Source organism: Streptomyces sp. R44, from assembly GCF_041053105.1.
Lineage (GTDB): Bacteria > Actinomycetota > Actinomycetes > Streptomycetales > Streptomycetaceae > Streptomyces.
Genome location: NZ_CP163444.1, coordinates 6,198,993 through 6,212,490, shown reverse-complemented (window position 1 = coordinate 6,212,490; position 13,498 = coordinate 6,198,993). Strand labels below are relative to the sequence as shown.

The window sequence follows — 13,498 nt, the reverse complement described above, 5'->3', positions numbered from 1 at the left end:
CCTAGGAACCCTGCGGCTGACGCGCGCTGTTGGTGTCCAGCCGGGGGCCCTTCGAGAGGAACTCCGACCATTCGATCGGGACGAGGACCGGCTGGACCTTCTCGTAGCCGAGACGCTTCTGGGCGTCGCTGGGTTCCGGCCTGCCGTCGGTCTGCTTCTGTTCGCCCGCGCCGATGTCGGAGTGGGCGGAGTCGCTGTCGCCGTTGGCCTGGACGGCGTACCGCAGGCCGGTGTCGGTGACGAGGAAGAGGGAGCCGGAGCCGTCGGACGTCTTCTGCCTGCCCTGGATCTGGGTGTAGAGCAGGCCCGTGCCGGGGGTGACGTACGTGCTGGTGCCGCCGGCCGTGACGTCGGCGGGGTACTCGGTGCCGGCCCAGGTGGCGAGCTTGGTGTCGCCCTTCTCGCTGACGTCGGTGAGGACGCTGCAGACGGTGTCGCGGGCGCCCTCGCCGGTGGAGGCGTTGACCTGGACGGACTTCAGCGTGGGCCAGCGGACGCCGCCGTGGAAGAGGGTCGGGTCGGGGACGAAGTTGGGGGCGTCGACCGTGGTGGCCTCGCCGTCCATGTCCAGGTCCCGGGTCTGCGGGGAGCTGATGAGCAGCCAGGCGGTGAAGGGGGTGACGGGCTGGATCCGGCCGGGGAGCACGACGTAGTACTGGGGGCCCGAGCCGGTCTGGGCGAGGAGGACCATGCCGATCCGGTTCTCGGTCCCGTCGAGGGTGCTGTCGGGGATGTCGGTGGGGGTGCCGACCTTGCCGTCGATCTGCGGGAAGTCGATCTCGTCGCCGGTCTTCAGGGTGGCGAGCCAGTCGTCGGTGACGGCCTGCGGCTCCTTGCCGAGGCCGAAGAGGGCGGTGAGGAGCCCGGGCCGGTCGGCCTTCAGCGGGTACTTGGTGCCGGTGTGGTCGACGAGGAACTGGGCGCTGTCCTTCTGGCCCTTGACGTACAGGACCTGCCCGTTCTTCAGCTGGTTGGCGCCCTCGGTGCGCTTGGCGTCGCGCTCGGCGAAGAGGAAGGTCGCCTTCTGGACGCTGGCGCCCTTGCCGCCGCCGGGCTGTTCGCAGACGGCCCAGCGCTTCTTCTTGCCGGCGTCCTCCGCGACGGGCAGCCGGTCGGGGGCGTACGGGATGCCGAGGATGGGGCCGCGCGGCGGCTTGCCCTCGTCGAGCTTCTTGTCGTCGACCTGGATGACCTGGAACTGGTCGGGGTTGAGCAGCAGCCGGGCGGAGGCCAGGTTGAGGACCGGGTGGAGCAGGGTCTTCTTGTCCTTGCCCTTGCCGGTCTCCAGGACCACGTACCGGGTCGTCGACTGCTTGCCGACGATGACCCGGGTGCCGGGGGTGTCCCAGCCCTTGGGGGCGGTGGGGCTGAACATGCCCCAGGCGCCGAAGCCGGCGACGACGAGCGCGGCGGCGATCAGACCGGGGACGACCGCGCGCAGCGGCTTCGGTGCCCCCTCCTCCGTGCCGGAGGGCGAGGGTTGGAGGAATGCCGCCACCGTGCGCTTCTTCGCAAAGGTGTACGCGTTGAGCTCGTCCCGCCGCGATGCCATGAGTCCCCATTCTCGTCAGGCGCGATCTTCGCGCGGGGTTCCGGGGTGGTGACACCCGGGCCCCGGCCTTCGGACCGGCCCCCTACTATGCCTGCTGTCCCGTGGGGTTCGTGGGGCGGGTAGGGTGATCCGGCCGCCAAAGCCCTGGCGGGCCAGGGTCATCGGGATGAATTGAGGGGGATTCTCCATCATGGCTTCCGCGAGGCGGAGGCGGCCCGATGCGGCCGCCGCCTCCACACCCCCGTCCACGGGACCCGTCCCCTCGGTCGCACCGAGGCTCCAGGCACGTCCCGGACACTTCGGTTCGTTCCAATTGCAACAGCTCGTACTGATCGAGGTGGCGGCCGCGCTGCTGCTGCTCGCCTGGGTCGTCGAGCCGATGCTGCTGGTGCCCGCGGGCGTGGTCGCCGTCGTGCTGCTGCTGCTCGCCGTGGTGCGCCGGCACCGGCGTTCGCTGCCCGAGTGGCTGGGTACCTTCCTCGCGCTGCGCGCCCGCTCGCGCCGCGCCTCCTCGTTCACGGTGCCGGAGGGCACCGAGCCGGGGTTCGCGCCGCTCGTGGAGTGCGATCCGGCGCTGCGGACCTACGCGTACAGCGACCGTGACCGCCGTCCGGTCGGGATGGTCGGCGACGGCACCTTCCTGACGGCCGTCCTGCGGGTCGAGTCGGACGGCACGGCGCTGCGTCCGGACCGCGCGGCGAAGCCGCTGCCCGTCGGGCTCGTCCGGGACGTGCTGAGCGTGGACGGCATCCGCCTGGAGTCGGCGCAGATCGTGCAGCACACGCAGCCGGCGCCCGCGCCGCACCTGCCCGCGCAGTCGATGGCCGCCCGCAACTACGGGCCGCTCCAGGCGCAGACGGGTTCCCCCGCCGTGCGGATCACCTGGATCGCGCTCAAGCTCGACCCCGAGCTCTGCCCGGAGGCGGTCGCCGCGCGCGGCGGCGGCATGACGGGCGCCCAGAAGTGCGTGGTGCGGGCGGCGGACCAGCTGGCGAGCCGGCTCGCGGGCGCCGGGTTCCGGGCGAGCGTGCTGACGGAGCAGGAGCTGACCTCCGCGCTCGCCACGTCGAGCTGCGCCAGCCCGATGGCGATAGCGCAGGCGGGCCGGGGGCAGGCGCAGGGGCGCAGGACCCAGGAGACCGCACGGACCTGGCGGGTGGACGACCGGCGGCACACGACGTACTGGGTGGGGCGCTGGCCCCAGTTGGGCGGCCGGAGCGGTGGCGCGGGCGCGTCGATGCCGCAGCTGGTGGCCCTGCTGACCTCGCTGCCCGCGCTCGCGACGACGTTCAGCCTGACGCTGAGCGGCGGAGACCGGCAGGAGGTGACGGTGACCGGACACGTGCGGATCACGGGGCGCAGCGACGAGGAACTGGTGGCCGCCCGGCACGAACTGGAGCGTGCGGCGCGCGGCGTGAAGACGGGTCTGGTGCGCCTCGACCGGGAACAGGTGCCCGGCATCCTGGCGACGCTGCCGCTGGGAGGTGCGCGCTGATGTCCACCGCTTCCTTCGGTACGCCCCCGTCGACGGGCGCTTCCGCCGCCCGGCGGACGGGCGGACGGGCCACGCGGCCCCGGTTCGGTTTCGGGCTCGTCGGGCCGCGCCGCGACCGGCACTCCGTACCCCTGGAACAGCTGGAGGCGCTGGCCCTGCCGGTCGGCGACGACGGCATGGTGATCGGTGTGGACGCGGAGAGCCGCCCGGCGGTGCTCGGCATCAACCGGCCCGTCCCGTACGACGTCACCCTCATCGGCGGTCTGTGGACCGCGCAGGTACTGGCCCTGCGGGCGGCCGCGACGGGCGCCCGGGTGGCGGTCGAGACGGGCCGCGCGCAGGCGTGGACGGCCCTCGCGCAGGCCGCGGGCGGTGGGCAGCCGTGCATCACGCTGCACGACGTGGGCCGGGTGCCGCCGCAGGGCGCGTCGGCGGGCAGTCCGGTGGTCGTGGTGCGCGACTGCGGCATGCGTCCGCCGCGCGGCCGGGTCGTGTCGGCGCCCTGGCAGTCGGTGGTGACGCTGCTGCCCTATCTGAGCCCGGTCGCGCCCCGGCTCCTGGAGAAGTCCTCGCTGGTCGGGATCCAGCGGGTGTCCCCCGACGAGGCGGCCCAGATCGGCCGGATCATGAGCCTGCCGCGGCACGAGTACGAGGCGCTGTCCACGCTCGCCGACGGGGTGACGCTCTGGTGCACCCAGAGCGACCGCCAGTTCGTGATGACGCAGGCGACGGACGCCGAGACCGGATTGTTGGGCGGCGCCCGCCGGATGGACTGAGCGACCTGTCCATGACCGGAAGTCGTTCAAGTACGTCCGTTTTTGCATCGGTTTGAACGGTGGGGGTTCTCACTCTGCGGCGCGACCGGGTCACTTGGGGCCCGGACCGGTTCGCGGAGGCGGGCGCGGAGGGGCCGTCGGCCCTGCCCGGGGGCGGCTCGCGGCGATTAGGGTGGAAGGGCCCCGCCCACAACGGCACAAGGGTGCTCGACCACACCAGGAGGCAAAGTGAACGGCGATCGCGACGAGATCCACGGGGGTTGGAATCCGCCCGCCGACGATCAGTCCGACGCGGATCCCGCCGAGATGACGGGTGAGTTCACCATCGACTACACCCCGCCCGCCTGGTACACGCAGAACGCGTCGGGCGGTACGGGGGCGGGCGGTGCCACTCCCCCGCCGCCGAGCGGAGCGCCGGTCGCCGTGCCGGGCCTCCCCGCCGGCAGCGGCTTCGAGCCCGGCTGGAACGTGGCGCCGCCGGCCCCGCCGGCTCCTGTGCCCGCGCCCGCTCAGGCCGTCGAGCCGGTCGCGCCCGCGGCGGTTCCGCCGGTGCCGGCTGCCGGAGCGGTGCCTCCGGCGGGGGTTCCGCCGTTCGGCGCGCCGGTCGCGCCCGTGGCCGCCGCGCCCGGTCCCGTCCCGCCTGCTCCTGTCCCGCCGGGTCCGGCCACGCCTGGTCCTGTCCCGCCTGGTCCTGCCACGCCTGTCGCCGGCGTTCCCGCGCCCGCCTTCGCTCCCGGTGCGCCGGTGCCGGGGCAGCCGGTGTCGCCGCCCTCCTTCGGTGCGCCCGTGCCGGGTGCGCCCGTGGCCGACGCCTCGGTGCCGCCGGTTTCCGTGCCGTCCGCTTCCGTGCCGCCCGTCCCGGCGCCCGCCGCCGAGACGGCCGCGCCCGCGGCCTCCTTCGGTGGCGGCGACGTCGAGAGCGGCGCCACCATGCGCTTCTCCCCCGCCCAGCTCAAGCGCGACATCGCCGAGCGCACGGCGGAGCAGGCGGAGCAGACGGAGAACGCAGAGGGCGCGGAGGGCTCCACCGCCTCCGCGACGCCCGCCTCCTCCGAGGCTCCTGAGGCGGTCGTGAGCGGTGGGATCGCCGAGCCCGCCGGTCCGGCGGACGCCGCGCAGGACTCCCCCGCCGTTCCCGGCGAGCCCGCCGCCCCGGCAGCGGCGGAGACCGCGCCCGGCGCGGGCAACGACGACGAGGCGACCGCCGACGCGTCGATCGCGTCGAGCGCTTCGGACGGCGAGGAGACCGCCGAGGCCTCCGACGACACGGCCGCCGCGGGGGCCGAGGCCGCCGACGGCGCGACGGGCCCGGAGGACGAGCCGGCCGCGCCCGTGGCCGAAGCGGGGACGGAGACGGGCGCGGAGGCCGAGACCTCCGCCGCTCCCGCCGCCGCTCCCCTCCCCGCCGCGCAGCCGGTCGCCGACGCGCCGCAGGGCTTCGGCCCGGGCCCGGCTCCCGGTCCGTACGACCCCGCCGCCGGCGCTCCGGGTGCCTTCCCCGGCGCCCCGGCCGCCCCCGGGCCGTACGGTGCTCCGCACCCGACCGCGGGTCCGCAGGCCGGGCTGCCGCCGCTGCCCCCGTCCTTCCAGCCCGCCGCCCCCGAGCCCGCGCAGCAGTGGCCCGCGCAGCCCCTCCCGGGTGCCCAGCCGGTGCCGCAGGCCGCGCCGCTGCCGCCCACCGCCGCCTGGCCGGCGCCCGGGGCACCCGTACCGCCGCAGGCCGAGCCCCAGGCGCCCGCCGGTTACGGCTACCCGCAGGCTCCGCAGGCCGCGCAGCCCCCGGCCCCGGCCCCGCAGGGCGGTTACGGCTTCCCGCAGCCCGGGACGCCTCCGCAGCAGGCCGGTTACGGCTACCCGCAGCAGCCCGGGGCACCCGGCGGTGTCCCGCCGCAGGCGCAGGCGCCGGGCGGTTACGGCTACCCGCACCCCGGAGCCGTACCCCCGCAGGCCGCGCAGGCCCCGCAGCCGCCGTACGACGGTCAGCCGCCGGTGGATCCGCGGACCGGTGCCGCCTGGCCCTCGCCGGTGACGCACGACCAGCGGGAGCGTTCCGTGCCGGGCGCGCCGCTCGGGTACAACGCGGCCGTCGAGCTCTCCTCCGACCGGCTCCTGCGCAACAACAAGCAGAAGCCCAAGTCCAGCCGGAACCCCGGCGCCGCCAACCGCTTCAAGCTCGGCGGCAAGAAGGAGGAGGCGGAGCGGCAGCGGAAGCTGGACCTGATCCGGACGCCGGTCCTCTCCTGCTACCGGATCGCGGTCATCTCGCTCAAGGGCGGTGTCGGCAAGACCACGACGACCACCGCGCTCGGCGCGACCCTCGCCACCGAGCGGCAGGACAAGATCCTGGCGATCGACGCCAACCCGGACGCCGGCACGCTCGGCCGCCGGGTGCGGCGCGAGACCGGGGCGACCATCCGCGACCTGGTGCAGGCGATCCCGTACCTGAACTCGTACATGGACATCCGCCGGTTCACCTCGCAGGCGCCGTCCGGTCTGGAGATCCTCGCCAACGACGTGGACCCGGCCGTCTCGACGACCTTCAACGACGAGGACTACCGGCGCGCGATCGACGTCCTCGGCAAGCAGTACCCGATCATCCTGACCGACTCGGGTACGGGTCTGCTGTACAGCGCCATGCGCGGGGTCCTGGACCTCGCCGATCAGCTGATCATCATCTCCACGCCCTCCGTGGACGGCGCCTCCAGCGCCTCGACGACCCTCGACTGGCTGTCGGCCCACGGCTACGCGGACCTGGTGCAGCGCTCCATCACGGTCATCTCCGGGGTCCGCGAGACCGGCAAGATGATCAAGGTCGAGGACATCGTGCAGCACTTCCAGACCCGCTGCCGCGGTGTCGTGGTCGTGCCCTTCGACGAGCACCTGGCGGCCGGCGCCGAGGTCGACCTCGACATGATGCGGCCGAAGACCCGGGAGGCGTACTTCCACCTCTCGGCGATGGTGGCCGAGGACTTCGTACGGGCGCAGCAGGCGCAGGGGCTGTGGACCGGTGACGGCCAGGGCGCGGTGCCGCCGCACATGGCCCCGCCGATGCCGGGCCAGGCCATGCCCGGCCAGCCCGTGCCGGGGCAGCCGGTGCCGGGTCAGTTCGCGCCGGGTCAGCCGATGCCCGGGCAGCCGGTGCCGGGGCAGGTACCCGGGCAGGCCGGCCCGATGCCGGGTCAGTTCGCACCCGGCCAGCCGGTCCCCGGGCAGCCGTACGCTCCCCAGGCGCCGCAGCCCGGGCAGCCGTACCCGCCGCAGCCGCAGGCGGGCCAGCCCTATCCGCCGCAGGGCTACCCGCAGCCCGGTCAGCCGATGCCGGGTCAGATGCCCGGACAGGCCGGCCCGATGCCGGGTCAGTTCGCACCCGGCCAGCCGGTCCCCGGGCAGCCGTACGGTCCCCCGGCGGGCCAGCCGTACCCGCCGCAGCCGGGTCAGCCCGGGCAGCCCGGCGTGCCGCAGGCCTGGCAGCAGCCGCAGGACGGAAGCGAGTCCCAGCCGGGGCAGCCGCTGCCCCCGCAGACGGACCCGCAGGGCCCTCCGCAGGCGCCGCCAGCCCCTCAGCAGTAGGGCGTCACAGGATTAGACCAATGAGGCTCCGTATCGGCTCACCGATACGGAGCCTCTTGGCGTTCCCGCAGCCCACACGGGGTTTGAGCGATCGTTGACGACGGCAGACCACCGCTGATACACCTTCGCTTCACCGCTCGTCAGCCCAAGATCCACGACAGAAACTCCGACGCGAGGTCACGTCCCATGGTCATGGTCACGAAGGTTCCACCCCGCCCCGCCCCTGCCCGAAGAGCCCTCCGGCTGCTGCTCGCCGCCGGTCTCGCCACCGGCTCCCTCGCCGTCGTCCCCGGCACCGCGCAGGCGGAGGACGAGAAGTCCGGCGGCACCACCCTCACGGTCGCCGTCTCGCAGAGCATCGACTCGCTGAGCCCGTTCCTCGCCCAGAAGCTCACCTCGACGAGCATCCACCGGCTGGCCTACGAGTACCTCACGAACTACGACCCGAAGGACGCGCGCACGGTCCCGGGTCTGGCCACCGCGTGGACGTCCTCGGCCGACAAGCTGACGTGGACGTACACGATCCGCAAGGACTCGACCTGGTCCGACGGGCAGCAGGCCACCGCCGAGGACGCGGCCTGGACCTTCAACAAGATGATGACCGACCCGAACGCCGCCACCGCCAACGGCAGCTTCACGGCGAACTTCGCCCAGGTCACCGCCCCCGACCCGCAGACCCTGGTCATCCGGCTGAAGAAGCCGCAGGCGACGATGACGGCCCTCGACGTGCCGATCGTGCCGAAGCACGTCTGGGAGAAGGTCACCGACTTCTCGAAGTTCAACAACGACAAGACCTTCCCGATCGTCGGGAACGGCCCCTTCGTCATCACGGACTTCAAGGTCGACCAGTACATCAAGCTCAAGCCGAACAAGAAGTTCTGGCGCGGCGCCCCCAAGTTCGACGAGCTGGTCTTCAAGTACTACAAGGACGGGGACGCCGCCGTCGCCGCCCTGCAGAAGGGCGAGGTGTCCTTCGTACCGAACCTGACGCCCGCCCAGGCGGCCGCCCTGAAGACCCAGAAGAACATCAAGGTCAACGACGCCCCCGGCCGCCGCTTCTACGCCCTCGCCACCAACCCGGGCGCGAAGGCCCAGGACGGCAAGACCTTCGGCAACGGCAACAAGGCGCTGCTCGACCCCGAGGTGCGCAAGGCGCTCTTCCTCGCCGTCGACCGCACCACCCTCGTCGACAAGGTCTTCCAGGGCCACGCCGTCGAGGGCGAGGGGTACATCCCGCCGCGCTTCGGCTCGTACTTCTGGAAGCCGGAGACCGCGCAGAAGCGCGCGTACGACCCCGCCCAGGCGGAGAAGGTCCTCGACGCCGCCGGATACCGGAAGGACGCCGCCGGCAAGCGGCTCGGCAAGGACGGCAAGCCCCTGGAGCTCCGGATCCTCTGTCACGCCACCGACCCGAACGACAAGGCGGTCGGCAAGTACCTCCAGGAGTGGTGGGGCAAGCTCGGCATCGGCCTGAAGGTCGAGTGTCTGGACAGCGTCTCCGACCCCTGGGTCAAGGGCGACTACGACCTCGCGTTCGACGGCTGGTCGGTCAACCCCGACCCGGACTACGTGCTCTCCATCCACACCTGCGGCACGCTCCCGGCGACTCCGAAGGACTCCGGCGCCACCGACAACTTCATCTGCGACAAGGAGTTCGACGGGCTGTACGCGCAGCAGGCGGTCGAGTACGACACCGCCAAGCGGGCGGATCTGGTGAAGCGGATGCAGTCCCTGCTGTACGACACGGGGTACATGAACATCATGGCCTACCCGAACGCCCTGGAGGCGTACCGCACGGACCAGATCAAGTCCATCACGACCATGCCCGAGGCCGCCGGGAACCTGTGGGGCCAGGACGGCTACTGGAGCTGGTGGTCGGCCGTGCCCACGGCCGCGGCCGAGGACTCCGACAGCGGCTCGTCCACCGGAGTGATCATCGGCATCGCCGCGGCCGTGGTCGTCGTGGTCGGCCTCGGCGTCTTCCTCGGCATGCGCCGCCGCTCCACCGCCGACGACCGCGAGTAGTACGTGACGACGGCAAGCACCCCCGCCGACGTGGCGCGGGCCGAGAAGGCCCGCGCCACGGACGGCGCACCCCGCACCGGTTCCTCCCTCGGCTATCTCCGCCACGCGGCGGGGAAGCTGGGCGGCGCGCTCGTCTCCCTCTTCGCCGTCCTGGTCACCAGCTTCTTCCTCTTCCGGATCATCCCCGGTGACCCGGTGAAGGCGATGACCCACGGCGTGCCCACCTCCGCCGAGCAACTCGCGACACTGCGCCGCCAGTTCGGGCTCGACCTGCCGCTGTGGCAGCAGTTCACCGACTACTGCGCCAAGGCGCTCAGCGGCGACCTCGGCACCTCGTTCCAGTTCCGTGCCCCCGTCGGGGACCTCATCGCGGAGAAGCTCCCGGCGACGCTGCTGCTCACCGGGGTCGCCGTGGTGATCTACTCGGCGCTCGGGCTGTGGCTGGGCACCCGCTCGGCCTGGCGGCACGGCGGCCTCGGGGACAAGCTGAACACCGGGATCGCGCTGACCCTGTGGTCGGTGCCCTCCTTCTGGCTCGGGCTGCTCCTCATCATCGTCTTCTCCGTGGGCATGGGGCCGATCCCGGGGCTCTTCCCGACCGGCGGCATGGAGTCCGGCACCGGCGAGACCGGTTTCGCGTACGTCCTCGACGTCGCCCACCACCTGGTCCTGCCCGTGGTCACGCTCGTCGCCGTCGGCTACGCGCAGACCCTGCTCGTGATGCGGTCCTCGCTCCTCGACGAGATGGGCGGCGACTATCTGACGACGGCGCGGGCCAAGGGGCTGCGGGACGACGCCGTGCGGCGCCGGCACGCCGTGCCGAACGCGCTCCTGCCGACCATCACCATGATCTTCATCAACCTGGGCCACGTCGCGGCCGGTTCGATCCTGGTGGAGACGGTGTTCTCCTGGCCGGGGCTCGGCGGGCTCTTCTACCAGGCGCTGAGCGTGCCCGATCTGCCGCTCGTGCAGGGCCTGTTCGTGGTGTTCGCCGGGGCGATGATCCTGATGAACCTGATCGCCGACCTGCTCTATCCGCTGCTCGACCCCCGGGTGGGCCGATGACCTCTCTCGCATGGGAGCGCCGCAGGAGTTCGGCCGCGCGCTTCTGGACCTCGTACCGGACCCGTCGCGCCGGTCTCTACGGACTCATCGGCCTCGCCCTGATCGCCCTGCTCGCGCTCACGGCCCCGTGGACCGTCGGCGCCGACGTGCAGTCGGTGACCGAGGCGCCGGGCACGGCTCTGGAGCCGCCGAGCGCCGAGTTCCCGCTGGGCACCGACCAGTTCGGGCGCTCGCTGCTCGGCCTGCTGATCTGGGGCGCCCGGATCTCGCTGCTCGTCGGCCTGCTCGCGGCGGCCCTCTCGGTCGCCATCGGCACCCTGGTGGGCATCATCGCCGGACACTACGGCGGCTGGTTCTCGACCGTCGTCATGCGGATCACCGACTGGTTCCTGGTGATGCCGACGCTGGTCCTCGCGATCGTCCTCGCCACGGTCATGTCCCGGTCGATGTGGACGGTGGTCCTGGCGATCGGCGTGACCTCCTGGCCGACCACCGCCCGCCTGGTGCGGGCGCAGACGATCGCGGTGGAGTCCCGCCCGTACATCGAGCGGGCGACCGCGCTCGGCGGCGGCCACCGGCACGTCATGACCCGGCACGTGCTGCCGAACGTGATGCCGCTGGTCCTCGCGCAGACCACCCTCGGCATCTCGACCGCCATCCTCACCGAGGCGACCCTCGCCTTCCTCGGCCTGGGCGACCCGACCGTGGTCTCCTGGGGCGGGATGCTCCAGGACGCCCGGGAGGCGGGCGCCGTCTCCTCCGGGCACTGGTGGTACCTGGCCCCGCCCGGGATCGCGATCGCCCTGGTCGCGCTCGCGTTCACGCTCTGCGGCCGGGCCGTGGAGTCCGTGCTGAACCCGAAGCTGGGGGTGGGGCGATGAGCCTCCTGGAGGTACGGGACCTCAGAGTCACGTACGGATCGGGCGCGGCCACCGTGCCCGCCGTGCGCGGCGTCGACCTGACCCTGGAGTCGGGGACCAAGCTGGGCGTGGCCGGCGAGTCGGGCTGCGGCAAGTCCACGCTCGCGCTCGCACTGCTCCGGCTGCTTCCCGCCTCGGCGCGGATCGAGGGCGAGATCCTGCTCGACGGCGACGACGTCCTCGCCATGTCCTGGGGACGCCTCCGGGCCGTGCGCTGGGCGGGCGCGTCGATCGTCTTCCAGGGCGCGATGCACTCGCTCAACGCCGTGCACCGGATCGGGGACCAGATCGCCGAACCGCTGCTCGTGCACGGCCGGGCGACCCCGGCGGCGGCCCGCACCCGGGTCGGCGAGCTGCTCGAACACGTCGGCCTGCCGGCGGCCCGGGCCTCCGCCTATCCGCACGAGCTGTCCGGCGGACAGCGGCAGCGCGTCATGATCGCGATGGCGCTCGCCTGCGATCCCCGCCTGATCGTCGCGGACGAGCCGACGACCGCGCTCGACGTGATGATCCAGGCGCAGATCCTGCGGCTGATCGAGCGGCTCGTCGCCGAGCAGTCCATCAGCCTCCTGATGATCAGCCACGACCTGGCGGTCCTCGCCGACACCTGCGACCGGCTCGCCGTGATGTACGCGGGCCGCGTCGTCGAGGAGGGGCCGGCGCGGGCGGTGTACGAGGCGGCCGCGCACCCCTACGGGCGGGCGCTGTCCTCGGCGTTCCCCCGGATCGGGGACCTCGCGTCCCGGCGGGCGCCGCGCGGCCTGCCCGGCGACCCGCCGGACCCGGCGGACCTGCCCGGCGGCTGCACCTTCCATCCGCGCTGCCCGGTGGCGGTGGACGCCTGCGCGGAGCTCGATCAGGAACTGCGGGAGGCGGGCGCGGGACGCCGGGCCGCCTGCGTACACGTGGGGAGCACGTCATGAGCCTGCTGTCGGCGCGCGGACTGCACGTGACCTTCCCCGGCCGTCGGGGCGCGCCGCCCGCGCGCGCGGTGGACGGCGTGGACCTGGACATCGGCGCCGGGGAGATCGTGGCCCTGGTCGGCGAGTCGGGCTGCGGCAAGACGACGCTGGCCCGCTCGCTGCTCGGCCTGGTCCGGCCCACGTCGGGCACGGTCGCCTTCGACGGGCAACCCCTCGCGTACTCCTCGGGGGCGCTGCGGTCCTACCGGAAGCGGGCGCAGCTGGTGCTCCAGGACCCGAGCGGTTCGCTGAACCCCCGGCACACCGTGTACGACGCGGTGGCGGAGGGGCTGCGGATCCACGGGGTCCACCGATCGGAACGGGACGAGCGGACGGCGGTCGCCGAGGCCCTGTCTCGGGCCGGACTCCGCCCCCCGGAACGCTTCTTCCTGCGCTACCCGCACGAGCTGTCCGGCGGCCAGCGGCAGCGCGTGGTCATCGCGGGCGCGCTCGTCCTGGAACCCGAACTGATCGTCGCCGACGAGCCGGTGGCCTCCCTCGACGCGTCCGTACGGGGCGAGATCCTGGCGCTCCTGCTGCGCCTGCGCGACGAACTCGGCCTGTCCGCCCTGGTGGTGACCCACGACCTGGGGCTCGCGTGGAACATCGCGGACCGGGTGGCCGTGATGTACCTGGGCCGGGTCGTGGAGACCGGCACGGTGGAATCCGTCCTGACGAACCCTCAGCACCCGTACACCCGGGCGCTGTTGTCGGTCCTTCCGGAGTCGGAGGGCGCGCCGGTCGTGCTGACCGGCGAACCGCCGGACCCGTCCCGCATCCCGTCCGGCTGCCGCTTCCACGCCCGCTGCCAGCTCCTCGCCTCGGGCGAGGCGGCCCCGGTCGCGGACGCCTGCCGAAGCAGGGACCTGCCGGTCCTGGCGGGGGGCGGGGAGGGGGCGGTGGCGTGCCACTGGGTGACGCGGGTCTGAGCGGCGCCCCCCGTTGTGGGCGGTGCCCACCCGCCGTGTGGGCAATCGTCCCGCAGGGCGGGACGGGTGGGCACACGGGACGGCGCGCTTCAGCGGCGCCTCCGCGTTCCGCGCCGACCCGCGCCCCGAAGGCGCCGCGCATCCGGTGCGGGTTCAGGCGCGGAAGCCTCTGGCGCCGGCAAGGGCGCCGTCCGTTGTGCCCAC

At 73.4% G+C, this 13,498-nt stretch carries 9 protein-coding genes; 8 read left to right on the top strand and 1 reads right to left on the bottom strand.

Annotated features, from left to right (window positions below; translation table 11 throughout):
- Position 1 precedes the first annotated feature (1 nt).
- Positions 2-1,552 carry a type VII secretion protein EccB gene (gene eccB / locus AB5J54_RS28980; RefSeq protein WP_369146842.1) on the bottom strand — a complete coding sequence of 517 codons (1,551 nt, stop codon included), beginning with the start codon at positions 1,550-1,552 and terminating at the stop codon, positions 2-4.
- A 190-nt stretch (positions 1,553-1,742) separates the two neighbouring features.
- Here eccB and eccE point away from each other — a divergent pair, with 190 nt between their 5' ends.
- The 8 genes from eccE (at position 1,743) to AB5J54_RS28940 (ending at position 13,294) form a co-directional block, all read left to right on the top strand.
- Complete coding sequence (gene eccE, locus AB5J54_RS28975) at positions 1,743-3,047, top strand: type VII secretion protein EccE (RefSeq protein ID WP_369146841.1); 1,305 nt, start codon at positions 1,743-1,745, stop codon at positions 3,045-3,047.
- Complete coding sequence (locus AB5J54_RS28970) at positions 3,047-3,823, top strand: hypothetical protein (protein WP_369146840.1); 777 nt, start codon at positions 3,047-3,049, stop codon at positions 3,821-3,823. Before eccE ends, AB5J54_RS28970 begins: the two co-directional genes overlap by 1 nt.
- Positions 3,824-4,051: 228 nt before the next feature.
- Positions 4,052-7,393, top strand: a complete 3,342-nt coding sequence (locus tag AB5J54_RS28965) for an SCO5717 family growth-regulating ATPase (protein ID WP_369146839.1) — start codon at positions 4,052-4,054, stop codon at positions 7,391-7,393.
- A gap of 192 nt (positions 7,394-7,585) precedes the next feature.
- The gene (locus tag AB5J54_RS28960; protein WP_369149488.1) at positions 7,586-9,418 is read left to right on the top strand and encodes an ABC transporter substrate-binding protein; all 1,833 of its coding nucleotides are present in this window, start codon (positions 7,586-7,588) and stop codon (positions 9,416-9,418) included.
- A gap of 3 nt (positions 9,419-9,421) precedes the next feature.
- Positions 9,422-10,483 (top strand): ABC transporter permease, encoded by a 1,062-nt coding sequence (locus AB5J54_RS28955; protein ID WP_369146838.1) that lies wholly within the window; start codon positions 9,422-9,424, stop codon positions 10,481-10,483.
- On the top strand, positions 10,480-11,364 hold the full coding sequence (locus tag AB5J54_RS28950) for an ABC transporter permease (protein ID WP_369146837.1): 885 nt from the start codon (positions 10,480-10,482) through the stop codon (positions 11,362-11,364). Before AB5J54_RS28955 ends, AB5J54_RS28950 begins: the two co-directional genes overlap by 4 nt.
- Entirely contained in the window at positions 11,361-12,326 is a 966-nt protein-coding gene (locus AB5J54_RS28945) for an ABC transporter ATP-binding protein (protein ID WP_369146836.1), read from the top strand. Before AB5J54_RS28950 ends, AB5J54_RS28945 begins: the two co-directional genes overlap by 4 nt.
- Positions 12,323-13,294 carry an ABC transporter ATP-binding protein gene (locus AB5J54_RS28940; RefSeq protein ID WP_369146835.1) on the top strand — a complete coding sequence of 324 codons (972 nt, stop codon included), beginning with the start codon at positions 12,323-12,325 and terminating at the stop codon, positions 13,292-13,294. The genes AB5J54_RS28945 and AB5J54_RS28940 overlap by 4 nt, the downstream gene beginning before the upstream one ends.
- Positions 13,295-13,498: the final 204 nt, after the last annotated feature.

Coding starts and splice junctions, on each gene's coding strand:
- eccE (WP_369146841.1), top strand. CDS start 1,743: ATGGCTTCCGCGAGGCGGAGGCGGCCCGATGCGGCCGCCGCCTCCACA.
- AB5J54_RS28940 (WP_369146835.1), top strand. CDS start 12,323: ATGAGCCTGCTGTCGGCGCGCGGACTGCACGTGACCTTCCCCGGCCGT.
- eccB (WP_369146842.1), bottom strand. CDS start 1,552: ATGGCATCGCGGCGGGACGAGCTCAACGCGTACACCTTTGCGAAGAAG.
- AB5J54_RS28945 (WP_369146836.1), top strand. CDS start 11,361: ATGAGCCTCCTGGAGGTACGGGACCTCAGAGTCACGTACGGATCGGGC.
- AB5J54_RS28970 (WP_369146840.1), top strand. CDS start 3,047: ATGTCCACCGCTTCCTTCGGTACGCCCCCGTCGACGGGCGCTTCCGCC.
- AB5J54_RS28950 (WP_369146837.1), top strand. CDS start 10,480: ATGACCTCTCTCGCATGGGAGCGCCGCAGGAGTTCGGCCGCGCGCTTC.
- AB5J54_RS28960 (WP_369149488.1), top strand. CDS start 7,586: ATGGTCACGAAGGTTCCACCCCGCCCCGCCCCTGCCCGAAGAGCCCTC.